Here is a 16,121-nt window from a genome sequence, read left to right as displayed (position 1 = left end):
CCCCCGGCTCAATAAGGACGTCACCGACCCCAGCATCATCTGATCATCCCGCCGCCCACGCGGCTGGCGACTTCACGGTCATCCCGCGGTGCGCGCAGGAGGCACGGTCATCCCGAACTGCCACGCCGACCGCGAACGATCCGAGAGACACCGCGGGCGATCGAATCCGTAGCCCAGCTCATCACGACGAGGATCCCGCCGACGGCCAAAGCAGTACGCACTACGTGCCCCTGCTCGCCTTGCCTCTGCGCCACCACCACCAGAGCCAAAGCAACGACAACCGACGCCACGCGCAGCAGCAGCCGCGGTCCCCGCCGCTGGCGCCAGCCAGCGCGCTCTGTCGAATCGGACACCGGACGAGCATCGCGTACTACTTCCACCGCGAGGGCGATCGTCCACGGCCGTCACCCCTCTGCCTGACGACAACTCGTCAGCCCCCTGTGCCCGGACCCCTGGGCGACGTCACGGTCATCCCGCGATACGGGTGGTCCTGACTGCCAGCGACGTCGCGCTCATGGCGATCTGCGCAAGGTACGAACACAGTCGATCCGCCGCTCTCATGGCATCCACTGCGAGAGGCTGCCCCTGTGACGGACGAGAAAAGATCACCAGCCAGATCACGCAGATTGGTGCGGTACTACCCAGCTTTCATCGCACTGGGAGTCGTCCTGTTCGCCATCTCCGGATGGGTCTTGGAGGGCTGGGCCAAGATCACATGTGCGTTGTGGGTCGCCTTGGTGCTGCAGTGGTCGCTCGAGTACCGGGCCTACCGCCGGTCCTCAAAGCAGTAGCCGGTTCGCACGGTCATCCCGCGAACGGTGCTCGGCCAGCCGCTACCGTCGCGTCGGTGCGGACCTCCACCTCATCGCCAGCGGCCCTGCTGATCACCGGCACCGTCGGATCGGGCAAGACCACTACCGCCAGATACATCGGTGCGCTGCTGCGCCAGGGCGCGACCCCTCACGCCGTCATCGACCTCGACGCGCTGCGCGACGCCTGGCCCAGCCCCGAGGCCGATCCCTTCCACGAGCAGCTGATGCTGGCCAACCTGCGCGACGTGGCCCGCAACCACCTCGCCGCCGGTGCGCTCCGCCTGGTCTTGGCCGGGGTGCTCGAAGATTCCGCGCAACAGCCCCTGTACGAGCAAGCTGCCGGGGTGCCACTGACGGTGTGCCGTCTGCGCGTGGACCTCAGCGATGTCGAAGGCCGCCTGCGTCAGCGACACCACGATGACCGCGACGCCTTGGACTGGCACCTGCACCGCAGCGGGGAACTGGACGCCATCCTCGACGCAGTCGGCATCGGTGACGTCGAGGTGCCCGTGGCAGCGGGGCAGGCCCCGTCCGAGGTGGCGCAGGCAGTGATCCGCGCCGTCGGCTGGAACGCCGACGCCACGCCCCCGGTTGGCTAGCGTCGACACCGTGCCACTGCTCGGCCCCACCGACGCCCTACCCCACCGCCCCCGACGGATCCTCGTCGCCGGCCCCTCCGGATCCGGCAAGACGACTCTGGCCGCGCGCATCGCCGAGGTCCTGGACGTAGCCCACGTGGAGCTGGACTTCCTCTTCCACGGACCGGGCTGGACACCGCGGCCCTCCTTCGAGGAAGACGTGCACCGCTTCAGCGCCGGCCCCGCCTGGGTCACCGAGTGGCAGTACGGCTCCGTGCGCGACCACCTGCTCGAGCGGGCTGACCTCCTGGTCTGGCTGGACCTGCCCAAGACCGTGGTCATGCACCAGGTCACTCGCCGCACGGTGGTGCGCCGGCTGCGGCGCCAGGTGCTGTGGAACGGCAACGTCGAGCCACCGCTGCGGGCCTTCTTCAGCGACCCGAACCACATCGTGCGCTGGGCATGGAAGACCCACCGCACCAACGCAGCCCGCGTCAGCGTCCTGGCTCGGCAGCAGTCCGGCGTTCCTGTCGTCCGCCTGCGCAGCCACACCGAGGCGCACCACTGGCTGCAGGGACCGCTGCGCACCTCGCCGTCGCCTGGGACGGATCTCACCTAGCGTCTCGACCACAGGCCGCTGCCCGTCCGTGGAACCTCACGGTCATCCCGCGATACGGGCGGGGCAGCCGCCACCGCTGACGTCATTCTTATGGCGAGAAGCGGACTGTCTTCAGCGTTGGCTCGACCCAGACCAGCTGACGCGATGCTGGCTGCGACATCCTGGTCAGCGACGCCGGGCGATCAGCAGGAAGCGGACCTCGGTGAAAGTCAAGGGAGCAGCCCGCTGCTGCAACCCCAGCAGCGCGGACGCATACCGCTCGACGGTGAAGTCGGCCGGCAGCTGCCACGGCATCATCCGCAGGTAGGACACCAACGTGGCCACGTCAGCGAAGCGGATCTTCCCGTTCCACTCCCGCGCCTCCTCGACCACCAGCCCGGCGTCCGCGGCCAGCTCCTGGCACACCGCCAATGTCGTGTCGGGGTAGGCCGGGTCGGCGCCGAAGACGGCCGACAGGTCCGCCAGGTTGCGCCCATCCACCTGCTGGGTCAGGAAGACACCCCCAGGCCGCAGCACCCGCGCCACATCAGTGACCTCGTAGGCGGCGTGACGCGGCATGACGACGTCGAAACGTGCGGCGGGGTAAGGCAGCTGCTCACCCCGCTCGGCGTTGTGCGCCACGACGTCGATGCCGTGAGGCGCCAAGGCCGCCCGGGCGATCGCCACGTTCGGATCCCAGCCCTCCGTGGCGTGGGTGTCGGATGGCAGGACGTCGGCGAAGGCCAGGAACTGCTCACCGCCACCGGTCCCCAGGTCCAGGACCGAGCGAGCTGTCGGCAGGAACCGGCGGGCCAGGTCGGTGTAGGACCAGGGCGGGTTCCCGCTGCCCACCTTCCCCTCGAAAGAGGCGAACGACCAGCCGGCGGTCGGCTCGGAGAACCGCTGAGCCCACTCAGCGACAAGGTCTTGATCGTGGACGGTCACCACCGCAGGCAACCAGCATCCCCACGCTCTGAGCGAGTCGTTAAGTCCGTCGAGGGGCCAGAAGAACGTACGGTCATCCCGCTGTCCGTGATGGCGCCCTCCAGACGCAGGCAGCTGAGGTCAGGCGCTCAGTCGAGCTCCGACGCATGCAGCGACAGATCCGCGTGACCGGCGCGGAAGTTCACCACCAGCGCCGCGGTTTGCAGCCGGAACCAGTCACCAGGTGCGTAGTCCATCAACCGCACTTGCCCGTCGCTGCGCAAGGCCGGGTTCCAACCCTCCTCATCGACCTCGATGCTCTCCACCACGACATCGGTGAAGTGCAACCGCACCACCGGAGTCGCCTCAGCACCGGCTGGCACCCAGTCAGGATCGAAGCGGCACCACACGGTCAGCTCGGCCCGCGGCGCGGCCGCCAGGTCCAGCCGCACCAGCTCGGTCTCGTGCAAGGTGATGTGCACACCGCCGTCGCTGACGACCTCGTACAGCCCGGTTCCGTAGCCCAGGACCTCCTCTCGGCTGACACCGGAGAAGGTCGCGACCCGCGCGGGGACCGTCGGAGGGGGTGTTACGGCCACCTCGTCCCGGCGAGGGGACGACCGCCGACGAAACCACCACCGCGCCATGGTCATCGACCCTAGATGCGATCAACTCGCAGGACGGTCACGACGTCGCGTTCATCCCGCGATGTGCACCGCTGACCCCGAGCTCCACCGTGTGACGGCGTCGGGTTGCAGGGCGGCGGTGACGCGCTCGCGGAGCCGCAGGAACGGCTGCTCACCTGCTCCACCGTGGTTGCGCTGCGTCGTGACGCGGCGGACGTCGACCAGCTTCTCGGTGTCGGTGAACTGGTCTCGTGTGAGGTCGACCTCGATCCCGCCGGCGGTGACGTTCCAGTAGTGCACGCCCGCCACGCGTCCCTCGTGCTCGACGTCGGCGACCATCAGGTCGCCGCCCAGCAGTCCTTGCAGGACGAGGGCGGTCGTTCCGCACTGACCTCGGGAGGGCTGTCCGCTGCCGCGGGCCATGTACTCGGTCGAGGCGAACGTCGTGTCGGGTCCCCACGAGGCCCGCACGGCGGCTTCGATCGCGCTCAGGGTCAGCGTCGGCATGGTGGGCGTCGTGCCGCAGTGGACCGACGGTCGACGGCGGTCACCGGGGTCCTGGTGCAGCACAGCGGCTCAGCTGCTCGTCGGCGTCCCGGTGCCCCGGCCGTGCGCCATGGGCGAGGACCCGGCCAGGTCCCAGTCACCGCGGTGCGGCACGTCGCGTGCGGACCGGTCGCGGCCGTGGTCGCGCACGAGCAGGACGACGATCAGCGTGACGAGGACGAGCGCCGAGACGACCAGCGCGATGAAGACGACGGCGACCGAGCCCATGACGTGTTCCTCTCCTTCGAGTGGATCCACCGTCGCACGCCGGGAGGCGTCGTGGGACCCCCTTGACGAAGGTCAGGTCGCACCGGGGGACGGGGACAGCAGTTCGCGGCGCAGCGTGTCCCAGCAGCGGTCCAGGGCGCCCGCCGCCGGCTCGGGGCCGACCCCCAGCACCTCCCGCGCGAGCGTCCCGGGACCGTCGAGCTGCAGCGCGGGACCGCACGCCCCCTCCTCCCACCGTCGCCCGAGGACGGTGACGGTCCGCAGCTGCCGGGCCGTGCCGAGCACGGCGGGGGAGCGGCGCAGGGCGGGGTCCCGCAGGTCGAGGTCCTCGACGAGCAGGTCCTCGCCGTCGAGCCGCGCGTGCGTGCGGGACCGCAGCCGCCCGCCGGCCTCCCCGGTGCGGCCGAGGACCACGTCCTCGCGCAGCGCGACGACGGCCCCGGTCGCGAGGTCGATCCGCACCGTCCGGTCCACGTCGGCCCCGGTGGCGACGACGAGCGGTTGGGCGTCCCACACGACCCGGGCGTCCGGCCCGGCCACCACCGTCGTGCACCAGTGGGCGGGGGGTCCGCCGCGGCCGTCGTAGGCGACGGTCGCGGCGACCTCGACGAGTTCCAGCGAGCAGCCCGCGGCCACCTCGACGTGGACGTCGACGCGGTCCCCGGACAGGAGCAGGGCCCGCGTCCCGACGAGGGCGACCCGGGCGTGCCGACCGCTGCGCTGCAGCACCTTCGGCGCGAGGGCGCCCACCCCCAGGTCCAGGGAACCGTCCGCGCGGACGACGACGCGGGTGCTCACGCGTGCGAGTGCACCGTCCCGTCGGCGTGGGAGTGCGGTGCCATCGGGCCGGGGTCGACGGGGGAGTGCGTGCCGGAGCGGAAGCTGGTGAGCACGCCGTCCAACCACCCGGTGAGGGCGTCGATCGAGGCGCGGTCGGTGCGCGAGAGCGCGACGACGGGCCGGCCGTCGCGCGCGGCGAGGGCGTCGGCGCGCATCCGGTCGACGTCGACGCCGACGTACGGGGCCAGGTCGGTCTTGTTGACGACGAGCAGGTCCGCGCGCCCGATCCCCGGGCCTCCCTTGCGGGCGACGTCACCACCGCCCGCGACGTCGAGGACGAAGATCTGCGCATCGACGAGCGCGGGGGAGAACGTCGCCGTGAGGTTGTCCCCACCGGACTCCACGAGGACGACGTCGAGCGGGTCGAAGTCGCGTTCGAGGTCCTCGACGGCCAGCAGGTTCGCCGTGACGTCGTCGCGGATGGCGGTGTGCGGGCACGCCCCCGTCTCCACCGCGCGGATCCGCTCGGGTTCCAGCACACCCTCCGAGCGCAGGAAGCGGGCGTCCTCGTCGGTGTAGATGTCGTTGGTGATGACGCCCAGGCGGTGGGTGTCCCGCAGTTCCCGGCACAGCAGCGCGATGAGCGAACTCTTCCCCGTGCCGACCGGACCGGCGATGCCGAGGCGGAGGGCGCGGGCGGGGGAACGGTGCTCAGGCATGGAACAACCTCTGTCTCGTGACGGCGTGCTGCAGGGAGAACTGCTCGACGAGCGGGGCCGCGGTGGCGGGCACGTCGTCGGGGTCGGTGAGGTGGGCGCAGCGTTCGACGAGGGCCTCGACCTCGGGGTGCGCGGCGAGGACCCAGCCGGTGGCGACGAGCGGGTCGAGGGGTTCGAGCTTGAGCACGGCGGCGGCCGCGGTGGCCACGTCCTCGTGCGCGCACAGGCGCACGAGCCGTTCGGCGTCCAGGCCGGCGACCGCGGCGAGCGCCCCGAGGACGAGCGGTCGCGGGGGCGTCCGGCCGCACGTCCGTTCCAGTCCGTCCCAGCCCCCCTCGAGGTGCGGCGGGTCCGGCCACAGCGACCGCGCGAGCCGCAGGTAGCCGCGGCCCAGGGTTCCCGAGGCCGCACGCAACGGCTGCGACGGCGTGCGCGCCGCCCACGCACGCTGGAGCGGTGCCAGGTCGTCCCCGGCCAGGACGCGGTGCCGCGCGACGACGGCGGTTCCCGCCTCGACGGCCGTGACGGTGCGCAACCGACCGGTGGTGAACGCCGGGACGTCCGCGGCGGTCAGCCCACCGTGCGCCATCGCCGGTTCCACCCCGGCCGACTGCGTGTGCCCGCCGACGGGCAGCCGCGCGTCGGCCAGCAGGGCGAGCAGCAGGTCGGGGGAACCCATCAGAACAGCTGGTACCGCTGCGCGAGCGGCAGTTCCTCGGCGGGCGCGGGTTCCACGAGGTCCCCGTCGATCGTGATGGCGAACGTCTCGGGGTCGACCTCGATGCGGGGCAGCGCGTCGTTGTGGACCATCTGCGCCTTGCCCACCGCGCGGGTGTCGCGGACGGCTTCCAGCCTGCGACGCAACCCGAGCCGTCCCGCGAGACCGTCGGCCAGGGCGGCGGGGGAGACGAAGCTGATCGAGACGTCGGCGCCGACGGGGTGCGCCAGGGCCGGTCGCAGCAGCACCGGCTGCGGCGTGGGGATCGAGGCGTTCGGGTCCCCGAGCGCGCCGAGGACGAGCGCCCCGCCCTTGAGGACGACCGAGGGCCGCACCCCGAAGAACGCCGGGTCCCACAGGACGAGGTCGGCGAGCTTGCCGACCTCCACGGACCCGACGCGGTGGTCGATGCCGTGGGCGATCGCGGGGTTGATCGTGTACTTCGCGACGTAGCGCAGGGCCCGTTCGTTGTCGGCGCGCGCGTCCATCCCGCCGCGGGCGCGCTTCATGACGTGCGCGACCTGCCACGTGCGGGTGATGACCTCCCCGATGCGGCCCATGGCCTGCGCGTCCGAACTCGTGATCGACAGCGCCCCGAGGTCGTGCAGGACGTCCTCGGCCGCGATCGTCGTCGCCCGGATGCGGGACTCCGCGAACGCGAGGTCCTCCGGCACGGCCGGGTTCAGGTGGTGGCACACCAGGAGCATGTCGAGGTGCTCGGGGACGGTGTTCACCGTGTGCGGCAGCGTCGGGTTCGTCGACCCCGGGATGACGTGCGGCAACCCGGCGACGGTGATGATGTCCGGCGCGTGCCCGCCGCCGGCGCCCTCGGTGTGGAACGCGTGGATGGACCGGCCCGCGATGGCGGCGACCGTGGAGTCGACGTACCCGGCCTCGTTGAGGGAGTCGGAGTGCAACGCCACCTGGAGGCCGAACTCCTCGGCCGCGCGCAACGTGGCGTCGATCGCCGCCGGCGTGGACCCCCAGTCCTCGTGGACCTTGTACCCGGCCGCGCCTGCGAGGGCCTGTTCGGCCAGACCCGCCGCGGAGACGGTGTTCCCCTTGCCCAGCAGCAGGACGTTGACGGGCAGGTCGTCGAGGGCCCGGTGGGTGTTCGCGAGGTGCCAGGCGCCGGGGGTGACCGTCGTGGCCTTCGTCCCCTCGCTCGGCCCGGTGCCGCCGCCGGCGATCGTCGTGATCCCCGCGGCGAGCGCCTCGTGCACCTGGGACGGTGAGATGAGGTGGACGTGGGTGTCGATGCCGCCCGCGGTGAGGATGCGGCCCTCGCCGGAGACGACGTCGGTCGAGGGACCGATCCGCAGGGCGGGGTGCACGCCGTCGGCGACGTCGGGGTTCCCGGCGCGCCCGATGCCGCAGACGATCCCGTCCCGGATGCCGACGTCGGCGCGGTAGATCCCGGTGTGGTCGAGGACGACCGCGTTGGTGACGACGGTGTCGGGGGCGCCGTCGGCGCGCGAGGTGGTGCCCTGCGCCATCGATTCGCGGATGGACTTCCCGCCGCCGAACACGGCCTCCTCCCCGCCCACGGTGAGGTCGGCCTCGACCTCGATCCACAGGTCGGTGTCCCCGAGACGGACCTGGTCGCCCGTGGTGGGGCCGTAGAGCGCGGCGTACGCGGCGCGGTCGATCTCAACCATCGAGGCCGCCCCCCTCTCCGAGGTGCGAGCGGTCCCGCTGGATCCCCGGGACGCGGCGGTCGCCGCGCAGGGCGACGGCCTCGACGGTCCGGGCGACACCGGGTTCGAAGCGGACGGAGGTGCCCGAGGGGACGTCGAGGCGGAACCCGTGCGCGGCCGCGCGGTCGAAGCGGAGCGCGGGGTTCGCGTCGGGCAGGTGCAGGTGCGACCCGATCTGGACGGGCCGGTCGCCGGTGTTCTCCACGCGCAGGGTGAGCCGTTCGTCGTCGGTGCGGTCGGCGTTGAGGGTGATCGTCCCCGGGCGGACGCGCACGGCGCCCGGTGCCTCCTGCGCCCGGGCGCCGCCGTCGGTGACGGGGTGGTGGAGGGTGACGAGCTTGCGGCCGTCGGGGAAGGTCGCCTCGACCTGCACGTCGTGCAGCATCTCCGGCACCCCGGGCATGACCTGGTCGGTGCGCAGGACGTGCCGGCCGGCCTCCATGAGGTCGACGACACGGGCCCCTTCGCGGGCGCGTTCGACGACCCAGGTGGACAGGAGCGCCACGGCTTCGGGGTGGTTCAACAGCACCCCGCGCTGCAGGCGGTCGCGGGCGACCATGCCCGCGACCGCCAGGAGCAGCTTCTCGGTGTCGGCCGGACTGATGTTCACGGGAGCGGACACTAGCCCTTCGTCGTGCGGTGGCCGAGGGTCTGGAGACGTGCGGTCGAGGCGGTCACCGGGGCGCCGGGACCGCGCCGGCCGCGGGCAGGACGTGGTCGCCGACCTTGTCCGTGCTCAGGCACAGCGAGCAGACGACGTCGTCGTGGGTCACGCAGGCCGCGACGTCGGGACGCTCGTAGTCCTGGTGGCAGACGTGGCACGTGAGCACCGCGCCGGAGGGGTTGCCGTCCTCGTCGTACATCGGCAGGGGCAGCCCGTCGTCGGTGCGGCGCAGGTAGTAGCGCCCCTTGGTGGCCAGGGCGAGCACCGGCGGGCAGACGACGGCCAGCACGACGGCCACGACGGGGGAGTACGGCTGCAGCCCCGCGCCGAAACCGCCGAAGAACACGACGATCGACAGCCCGGCCGACAGCAGCACCGACACGAACCCGACGGGGTTCACGGGGTAGAGCATGCCGCGGCGGAACTCGGCGACGGGCGGGGAGATCTTCAGCAGGTGCTTGTTCACGACGATGTCGGTCGCGACGGTGATGACCCAGGCCATGGCGCAGTTGGCGTAGAACCCGAGGATCGTGTTGAGGAAGTCGAACATGTTCGCCTCCATCAACGTCAGCGCGATGGCGAGGTTCACGACGACGAAGACGATGCGGCCGGGGTAGTGCTTGGTGACGCGGGTGAAGGAGTTCGTCCAGGCCAGCGAACCGGAGTAGGCGTTCGTGACGTTGATCTTCAGCTGGCTGATGACGACGAGGACGACGGCCAGGGTCATGGCCAGCCAGCCCGGGACCATCTCCTCGTAGACGCCGAGGAACTGGTGGACGGGTTCGTTGGCGCTCGCCGCGGCCTGCGGGTCGAGGGAGGCGATGAGGTAGACGGCCAGGAACAGCCCGACCGCCTGCTTGAGGGCGCCGAACACGACCCAGCCCGGACCGGCGAGGACGACGGCCGTCCACCACTGCCGCTTGTTCTCGGCCGTGCGGGGCGGCATGAACCGCAGGTAGTCGATCTGCTCGGCGATCTGCGCCATGAGCGAGAGGCACACCCCGGCGGCGAGCAGCACCGACGCGGTGCTCACCGACGACCCCGACCCGTCCTCGCCCGTGTAGGCGAAGAACTGCCCGACGCTGTCGGGGTGGGTGGCGACGAGGTAGACGAACGGGATCACCATGAGCACCAGCCACAGCGGTGTCGTCCACACCTGCATCTTCGACAGCGCCTTCATGCCGAAGACGACGAGCGGGATGACGATGAGGGTGGAGACGGCGTACCCGATCCAGCGGGGGATCCCGAGCCCGAGTTCCAGGCCCTGGGCCATGATCGAGCCCTCGAGCGCGAAGAAGATGAACGTGAACGTCGCGAAGATGACGTTGGTGACGACCGAGCCGTAGTACCCGAAACCCGATCCGCGGGTGATGAGGTCGAGGTCGATGTTGTACCGCGCCGCGTAGTAGGCCAGCGGGAAACCGCTGACGAAGATGACGACCGCGGCGACGGCGATCCCTAGCAGGGCGTTGGTGGTCCCGTGGGCGATGCCGATGTTGGCGCCGATGGAGAAGTCGGCGAGGTAGGCGATGCCGCCGAGGGCGGAGGTGGCCACCACGGCGGGCGTCCAGCGGCGGTAGCTGCGCGGGGCGAAGCGGAGCGTGTAGTCCTCGAGGGTCTCCGAGGTGGCGGCGCTGAGGTGCTCGGTGCCGGGCGCGGCCGGCTCGGCGCCTCGGGTGTCGTGGGTCATCGCGGACCTCCGGGCCTGGGCTGGGGTGCTTCCAACTGGAAGCGAATCGAACCTAGGGGTGCCGCGATCCGCGGGTCAACCGCCCCGGTCGCCGGAAAGCGTTGCCCTGCAGCGTTTCTGGAGAATTCACGACGGCGGAACGGAGCCGAAACGCCGCTGTAACACGCACCGCCCGGGCAGTCAGCCGGCGGTGGAGTCCGCCGTGACGTCCCCGAGGACCTCGAACTCCGCCCCCGTCGCGGCGGCCAGGTGCACGCGGTGGTGGGCCCGTCCGCCGTCGAGGCGCACCGTCCCGTGCGGGGTGTCCCACGACCACGCCGACCGCGCCGCGTCGACCTCGCGCGGCCCGGGCACGGCACGCCGGCCCACGTCGGCCAACCACCGCAGCCCCAGGTAGGTGCTCTCGGCCATCGTGCCGGGGGAGGGGACCGCCAGGCCCCCGACCCCGACGAGGCGTTCGTAGTGCCGGGCGAACCCGGCGCTGAACTCCAGCGCCGCCGCGGACGTCAACCCGGCGAACCACCCGGCCGAGGCGAACAACCCCCGGGACGTCTCCGGTCCGCCGCCGAGCAGCATCGTCTCGTCCATGAACGGGCTGAACCGCACGAGCCGGGCGTCCAGGCCCGCGCGGTGGAAGGCCCGGTTGAACCGGACGCCGTCGGAACCCACCAGCAGCATGAGCACCCCGTCCGGGACGGCCGACCCCCCGCGGGGGTCGGCCTGCCGGTCCAGCTCCGCGACCACCCGCTCCCACACGCGCTCGTCGGTGCTGCCGAGGGGGACCCAGAGCGGGGCGGTCAGGTCCACACCCGCGGTGCGCAGCACCCGCGCCGCCTGGTGCGCCGTGGCCCGCGGCCACACGTAGTCGTCGCCGACGACGAGCCAGCGCCGCCAGCCGAACTCCCGCCGCAGGAACCGCAGGGCCGAGACGACCTGCTCACCGGGCAGTTCCCCGGTGCAGACCACCCCGTCGCCGACCTCCCCGCCCTCGTACGCCGTCGCGTAGACGTACGGGACGCGGCCCGCGACCGCGGGGGCCAGCGCCTGCCGGACGCTCGACAGGTGCCAGCCGGCGACGGCGTCCACCTCACCCCGGTCCACGAGGGCGCCCACGGTGCGCGCGACCTCGGCGGGTGCGGCGCCGGCGTCGACCTCCACGAGGTGCACCGGACGGCCTGCGACACCCCCCGCGGTGTCCACCTCCTCCGCGGCCAGGTGCGCGGCCGCCCGGCACGAGGGCCCGAACATGCCCGCCGGCCCCTGCCGCGGCACCACGAGGGCCACCCGGTAGGCGTCCCGCGACGAGGGCACCCGCTCGGGTGGGACGGGCTCGGGCCGGGGGGCGGCCTCTGGCATGCTGACCACGATTCCACACGGGCCCGCACGTCCGGGGTCCTCGAGAGCCGGCGGAGGGACCCATGCCCCAGCAGGTCCGGCGCGAGTCCGCCACGACCGCGCAGACCCCCGCCGCCCGCGCGGTCCTCGACAGCCTGCGCGCCGCCGCGGCCGTGCAGGCGGCGCTCGCCGACGCCCTGCGCGACGGTGCGCTGACCGTCGACCGCTGGCGCTGCCTCGCCCACGTCGCCGACGCCCCCGGGTCGTCCATGAGCGACCTCGTCGACGCCCTCCTCATCGCCCCGGCGACCGCCAGCCGCGCGGTCGACGCGCTCGTCGACGGCGGGCTCCTCGCCCGCGCGCTGGACCCCCTCGACCGGCGGCGGGTCGTCCTGCACGTCACCCGCGACGGGTCCCGCCAGCTCGCCGCGGTCGCGGACGGTGTGGGTGCCGTCGCCCACCGGCACGGTCTCTGACCCGGCGCCCCCGCCGACCCGCGGGAACGCGCCCGGCCGCGTCCCCGGTGTGGCTACCCTTCCGCCTGTGCGTCCGGTGCAGCGTTCGACCTCTCGCGACGTCGCGCTCATCGCGACCTTCGCCGCCGTCATCGTCGTCCTCGGGGCGCCGGGGACGTTGTCGCTGTTCGGCAACGCCGTCCCGATCACCCTGCAGACCCTCGGCGTCATGCTCGCCGGGGCCCTGCTCGGTGCGCGGCGCGGTGCGCTCGCCGCTCTCGTCGTCCTCGTCCTGTGCGGCGCCGGACTGCCGGTGCTGGCCGGTGGGCGCGGCGGGCTGAGCGTCTTCGCCGGCCCCAGCGTCGGGTACCTGCTCGGGTGGCCGCTGGGCGCCGCCCTCACCGGGTGGTTGTCGGCGCGCCGCCCGAGCGACCGGCCGCAGTGGTTCTTCACGGCGGCGATCGCGGGCGGCATCGGCGTCGTCTACGCGATCGGCGTGCCGCTGCAGCTCCTCGTCCTGGGCCTGCCCCCGGCCAAGGCCTGGGGGATCTTCTCCCTCTACCTCCCCGGCGACCTGGTGAAGGCCGCGCTGACGGCCGTCGTGGCGAGCGGCGTCCACCGCGCCCGGCCCGAGCTCCTGCCGCTGCGACGCCGGCGCGCGACGACGTCCGTCTGAGGTGGGCGCGGACGGTCTCGTCGTCCTGACCGCGGGGGCGGGGGACCTGGCGCCCGCGCTGGTCGCGGCGACGCAGGACCCCGACCACCCGCCCGTGCTGGTGCTCGACCCGGCCGGGGGCGACGAGCTCCTGATGGCGACCCGGCGGGCCGTCTCGGCGGGTGACGTGCGCCGCGGGGACCTCGTCCTCAGCACGTCGGGCAGCACCTCCCGCCCCCGCGCCGTCGTCCGGACGTCGGCGTCCTGGGCGGCGTCGGTCCGGCCCTTCGCCGACCTGCTGGCCCTCGGTCGCGACGACGTCGTCGGCACGGCCGGCCCACCCACTTCGACGCTCACCCTGCACGCGGGGTGGCACGCGCTGCGGGTCGGCGCCCGCACCGCCGGCGCGGGCGGCCGGACCCCGCCGCCGGACAGCACCGTCCTGCACGTCGTCCCGACCGTCCTGGCCGCCGTCCTCGAGCGCGACGACCACCCTCGCGTCCGCACGGCCGTCGTCGGGGGTGCGGGCCTCGACCCACGCCTGCGACGGCAGGCCCTCGACCGCGGGTGGACGGTCGTGGAGTACTACGGCGCCGCGGAACTGTCCTTCGTCGGGATCGCCCGGCACGCACCGGGGTCCGCGCCGGAGGACGGGTTCGCCGCGTTCCCCGGTGCCGCCGTGCGCGTCCGCGACGGGCTGCTGAGGGTCGACTCGCCCTACGTCGCGCGCTGCCGCCTCGACGCGACGGGTGCGCCGGCGCCCGTCGCCGGATCCCGGTGGGCGGGGGTGGGCGACGTCGCCCGGGCTCTGCCGGAGGGGCGGTTCGTCGTGCTCGGCCGACCCGGGACCGTGCTGAGCGGCGGCAGCACCGTCCTCGTCGCCGAGGTCGAGCACGTCCTGCGGCCTTACGCGCCGGCCGGGGTCGAGGTCGTCGTCTGCGGGACCCCGCACGAGCGGTTCGGCGAGGTCGTCACGGCCGTCGTCGTCGGCGCCCCGGACGTTCCCGCGGACCTGCGGACCGCCGCCCGTGCCCTCCCGCCCGCGGCCCGGCCCCGCCGCTGGCTCGCCGTCGCCGACGTCCCCCGCACCGGCAAGGGCGAACCCGACCGCGCCGCCGTGGCGCGCCTCGCCGGGCAGCGTCGGTGAGCGCGGTCGTCGTCGCCGCGCGACGCACCCCGTTCGCGACGGCCGGTACGACGTTCGCCGGGCTGCGCGACCACGACCTCGCGGCCGCCGTCCTGGTGGCGCTCGCCGACGACGTGTCCCGTTGCGCCGCAGGGGAGGACGTCGTGGTGGCCGAGGTCGTCGCGGGTGTCGGGACGGCCGACGGGAACCCCGCGCGCCGGGCCGCGCTGGCCGCCGGCCTCGGCGCGCTCGTGCCGGGGACGACCGTCGACGCGCAGTGCGCCAGCGGACTCGCCGCGGTCCGGATCGCCGCCGCGCTCGCCGCGACCGGTGCCGGTGCGGTCCTCGCGGTGGGCGCCGAGAGCACGACCGCCCGGCACCGCGACGGCGTCGTCCCCCGCGCGGCCTTCGCCCCCGACGGTTTCCCCGACCCCGACATGGGACCCGCCGCCGACGCCCTCGCCCGGCAGGTCGGCGTCTCCCGCGCCGACCAGGAGGCGTTCGCCGTCCGGTCCCACGCCCGTGCGCTGGCCGCCCGCCGTCGCACGGCGGAACGGTTCGTCCCGCTCGCGGGCCTCGACCGGGACGCCCGCCCCCGCGTCCTGCGCCCCGAGGTCGTCGCCCGCTTCCCGCCCGCGTTCGGCGTCGACGGAACCGTCACGGCGGCCACGGCGAGCGCCCACGCCGACGGCGCCGCCGGTGTGGCCCTCGTCGACGAGGTGACGGCGACCCGTTGGGGCGCAGCCGGTCTGACGGTCCTCGGCGCCGCGGGCGTCGGCGCTGATCCCGCCCTGCCCGGTGCCGCCGCGGAACCCGCTGTGCGGCAGGCCCTGCGGGTGGCGGGCCTGTCGCCGTCCGACGTCGACCGCCTCGAGGTGGGGGAGGCCTTCGCCGCGCAGGTCCTCGCCTGCTCGCGTGCCCTGGGGTTCGACGACGAGGACCCCCGACTCAACCCCGACGGTGGCGCGCTCGCCGTCGGCCACCCGTGGGGGGCGACGGGCGCCGCGTTGCTCGTCGCCCTCGCGGGGGGACTGGTGCCCGGTCAGGTGGGGGTGGCGGTCAGCGCGGCGGGGGGAGGACTGGGGGTGGCCGTGGTGGTGCGGGCGACCGGTGGGGCGTGACGTTCCGACACGTCGTCGGGCCTGCGGGGTGTCGGAACGCAGCGCACTCGACGCAAACCCCTGGCCACTGACCCGGCGCTCGCCCACGCTGGGGTCGTGGACGAGGTCGAGGTGGTCGTCGCGCACCGTGAACGCGCGACGCTGCGCGTGGGGGACGTCTTCCTCAAGGTCGACGGCGACCCCGACCGGACCGCCGTGGAGGTCACGGCCATGGCCCTGGCGCCGGTGCCCACTCCGCAGGTCCTGTGGTGCACCCCGCCCGTCCTCGCACTGGCCGCCGTGCCCGGGGCGCCGCTCGCGCGCCTCGGTCACCGCGCGGTGAGTCCGCCGGCCGCGTGGGCCGCGGCCGGGGCCGCCGTGCGCCGGCTGCACGACGCACCCCTGCCGCCGTGGACCGCACCGGACGCCGACGCGGTGGCGGAACGGCTCGACCGCGAGTGCGCGTGGATCACCGCGCACGACCTGTTGCCCTCGGACCTGGTGCAGCGCAACCGGGACGTCGCCCGGGCGGTGCTCCGGCCGTGGACCCCGGTCTTCACCCACGGGGACCTGCAGCCCGGTCACGTGTTCGTCGCGGACGACGCGGTGACGGGGGTGATCGACTGGTCCGAGGCGGCGCGCGGGGACGCCGCCTTCGACCTCGCCGTCCTCACCCTCGGGTTCGAGGAGCACCTGCCGGCCGTGCTCGACGGCTACGGCGGGGACGTCGACGTGGACGCCGTGCGGGGGTGGTGGTCGTGGCGCAGCCTGACGGCGGTCCCGTGGCTGGTCCAGCACGGTTTCGACCCCTTCGCGCCGGGCTGCGAGGTCGACGTCCTGCGCGCGCGGGCACGGGCGTGACGCGGACCG

Annotated in this window: 18 protein-coding genes; 7 read left to right on the top strand and 11 right to left on the bottom strand. The window is 73.7% G+C overall.

Going from position 1 to position 16,121, the window contains the following annotated elements; all coding sequences use genetic code 11:
- The first annotated feature begins 847 nt into the window (after window positions 1-847).
- Both AB0637_RS20255 and AB0637_RS20250 read left to right on the top strand, forming a co-directional pair.
- On the top strand, window positions 848-1,411 hold the full coding sequence (locus AB0637_RS20255) for an AAA family ATPase (protein WP_366174492.1): 564 nt from the start codon (window positions 848-850) through the stop codon (window positions 1,409-1,411).
- A gap of 16 nt (window positions 1,412-1,427) precedes the next feature.
- Window positions 1,428-2,009 carry an AAA family ATPase gene (locus AB0637_RS20250; RefSeq protein ID WP_366174495.1) on the top strand — a complete coding sequence of 194 codons (582 nt, stop codon included), beginning with the start codon at window positions 1,428-1,430 and terminating at the stop codon, window positions 2,007-2,009.
- Window positions 2,010-2,174: 165 nt separating this feature from the next.
- Here the strand turns inward: AB0637_RS20250 and AB0637_RS20245 are convergent, their stop codons facing one another.
- The 11 genes from AB0637_RS20245 to AB0637_RS20195 all read right to left on the bottom strand — a co-directional run bounded on the left by AB0637_RS20245 (window position 2,175) and on the right by AB0637_RS20195 (window position 11,936).
- Window positions 2,175-2,933: a class I SAM-dependent methyltransferase gene (locus AB0637_RS20245; RefSeq protein WP_366174491.1), complete on the bottom strand. Its 759-nt coding sequence runs from the start codon at window positions 2,931-2,933 to the stop codon at window positions 2,175-2,177.
- Between the two features lie 128 nt (window positions 2,934-3,061).
- Window positions 3,062-3,511, bottom strand: a complete 450-nt coding sequence (locus tag AB0637_RS20240) for a hypothetical protein (protein ID WP_366174490.1) — start codon at window positions 3,509-3,511, stop codon at window positions 3,062-3,064.
- A 99-nt stretch (window positions 3,512-3,610) separates the two neighbouring features.
- Window positions 3,611-4,045 carry a hypothetical protein gene (locus AB0637_RS20235; RefSeq protein WP_366174489.1) on the bottom strand — a complete coding sequence of 145 codons (435 nt, stop codon included), beginning with the start codon at window positions 4,043-4,045 and terminating at the stop codon, window positions 3,611-3,613.
- A gap of 69 nt (window positions 4,046-4,114) precedes the next feature.
- Window positions 4,115-4,312, bottom strand: coding sequence for a hypothetical protein (locus tag AB0637_RS20230; protein ID WP_366174488.1), 198 nt, complete (start codon window positions 4,310-4,312; stop codon window positions 4,115-4,117).
- A gap of 72 nt (window positions 4,313-4,384) precedes the next feature.
- On the bottom strand, window positions 4,385-5,110 hold the full coding sequence (locus AB0637_RS20225) for an urease accessory protein UreD (protein ID WP_366174487.1): 726 nt from the start codon (window positions 5,108-5,110) through the stop codon (window positions 4,385-4,387).
- The gene (gene ureG / locus AB0637_RS20220) at window positions 5,107-5,811 is read right to left on the bottom strand and encodes an urease accessory protein UreG (protein WP_366174486.1); all 705 of its coding nucleotides are present in this window, start codon (window positions 5,809-5,811) and stop codon (window positions 5,107-5,109) included. Before ureG ends, AB0637_RS20225 begins: the two co-directional genes overlap by 4 nt.
- On the bottom strand, window positions 5,804-6,490 hold the full coding sequence (locus tag AB0637_RS20215) for an urease accessory UreF family protein (protein WP_366174485.1): 687 nt from the start codon (window positions 6,488-6,490) through the stop codon (window positions 5,804-5,806). Before AB0637_RS20215 ends, ureG begins: the two co-directional genes overlap by 8 nt.
- Window positions 6,490-8,187, bottom strand: a complete 1,698-nt coding sequence (locus AB0637_RS20210) for an urease subunit alpha (protein WP_366174484.1) — start codon at window positions 8,185-8,187, stop codon at window positions 6,490-6,492. Before AB0637_RS20210 ends, AB0637_RS20215 begins: the two co-directional genes overlap by 1 nt.
- Window positions 8,180-8,836 carry an urease subunit gamma gene (locus AB0637_RS20205; protein ID WP_366174494.1) on the bottom strand — a complete coding sequence of 219 codons (657 nt, stop codon included), beginning with the start codon at window positions 8,834-8,836 and terminating at the stop codon, window positions 8,180-8,182. The genes AB0637_RS20210 and AB0637_RS20205 overlap by 8 nt, the downstream gene beginning before the upstream one ends.
- Before the next feature lie 64 nt (window positions 8,837-8,900).
- Complete coding sequence (locus tag AB0637_RS20200; RefSeq protein WP_366174483.1) at window positions 8,901-10,580, bottom strand: hypothetical protein; 1,680 nt, start codon at window positions 10,578-10,580, stop codon at window positions 8,901-8,903.
- A 180-nt stretch (window positions 10,581-10,760) separates the two neighbouring features.
- On the bottom strand, window positions 10,761-11,936 hold the full coding sequence (locus AB0637_RS20195) for a substrate-binding domain-containing protein (RefSeq protein ID WP_366174482.1): 1,176 nt from the start codon (window positions 11,934-11,936) through the stop codon (window positions 10,761-10,763).
- Window positions 11,937-11,998: 62 nt separating this feature from the next.
- Between AB0637_RS20195 and AB0637_RS20190 the strand changes: the two genes are divergently transcribed.
- The 5 genes from AB0637_RS20190 to AB0637_RS20170 all read left to right on the top strand — a co-directional run bounded on the left by AB0637_RS20190 (window position 11,999) and on the right by AB0637_RS20170 (window position 16,112).
- Window positions 11,999-12,391: a MarR family winged helix-turn-helix transcriptional regulator gene (locus AB0637_RS20190; RefSeq protein ID WP_366174481.1), complete on the top strand. Its 393-nt coding sequence runs from the start codon at window positions 11,999-12,001 to the stop codon at window positions 12,389-12,391.
- Between the two features lie 67 nt (window positions 12,392-12,458).
- The gene (locus AB0637_RS20185) at window positions 12,459-13,046 is read left to right on the top strand and encodes a biotin transporter BioY (RefSeq protein WP_366174480.1); all 588 of its coding nucleotides are present in this window, start codon (window positions 12,459-12,461) and stop codon (window positions 13,044-13,046) included.
- Window position 13,047: 1 nt separating this feature from the next.
- Window positions 13,048-14,172, top strand: coding sequence for a class I adenylate-forming enzyme family protein (locus AB0637_RS20180; protein ID WP_366174479.1), 1,125 nt, complete (start codon window positions 13,048-13,050; stop codon window positions 14,170-14,172).
- On the top strand, window positions 14,169-15,272 hold the full coding sequence (locus AB0637_RS20175; RefSeq protein WP_366174478.1) for an acetyl-CoA C-acyltransferase: 1,104 nt from the start codon (window positions 14,169-14,171) through the stop codon (window positions 15,270-15,272). The genes AB0637_RS20180 and AB0637_RS20175 overlap by 4 nt, the downstream gene beginning before the upstream one ends.
- 96 nt (window positions 15,273-15,368) lie before the next feature.
- The gene (locus tag AB0637_RS20170; RefSeq protein ID WP_366174477.1) at window positions 15,369-16,112 is read left to right on the top strand and encodes a phosphotransferase; all 744 of its coding nucleotides are present in this window, start codon (window positions 15,369-15,371) and stop codon (window positions 16,110-16,112) included.
- Window positions 16,113-16,121: the final 9 nt, after the last annotated feature.

This window comes from Kineococcus sp. NPDC059986 (genome assembly GCF_040702905.1).
GTDB lineage: Bacteria > Actinomycetota > Actinomycetes > Actinomycetales > Kineococcaceae > Kineococcus.
Note: the sequence above shows the minus strand (reverse complement) of the source record. Positions and strands in the feature narration are given on the sequence as shown.

Excerpts from the sequence above, each read along its gene's own strand:
- AB0637_RS20235 (WP_366174489.1), bottom strand. The coding sequence starts at position 4,045 with ATGCCGACGCTGACCCTGAGCGCGATCGAAGCCGCCGTGCGGGCCTCG.
- AB0637_RS20230 (WP_366174488.1), bottom strand. The coding sequence starts at position 4,312 with ATGGGCTCGGTCGCCGTCGTCTTCATCGCGCTGGTCGTCTCGGCGCTC.
- ureG (WP_366174486.1), bottom strand. The coding sequence starts at position 5,811 with ATGCCTGAGCACCGTTCCCCCGCCCGCGCCCTCCGCCTCGGCATCGCC.
- AB0637_RS20215 (WP_366174485.1), bottom strand. The coding sequence starts at position 6,490 with ATGGGTTCCCCCGACCTGCTGCTCGCCCTGCTGGCCGACGCGCGGCTG.
- AB0637_RS20210 (WP_366174484.1), bottom strand. The coding sequence starts at position 8,187 with ATGGTTGAGATCGACCGCGCCGCGTACGCCGCGCTCTACGGCCCCACC.
- AB0637_RS20200 (WP_366174483.1), bottom strand. The coding sequence starts at position 10,580 with ATGACCCACGACACCCGAGGCGCCGAGCCGGCCGCGCCCGGCACCGAG.
- AB0637_RS20195 (WP_366174482.1), bottom strand. The coding sequence starts at position 11,936 with ATGCCAGAGGCCGCCCCCCGGCCCGAGCCCGTCCCACCCGAGCGGGTG.
- AB0637_RS20190 (WP_366174481.1), top strand. The coding sequence starts at position 11,999 with ATGCCCCAGCAGGTCCGGCGCGAGTCCGCCACGACCGCGCAGACCCCC.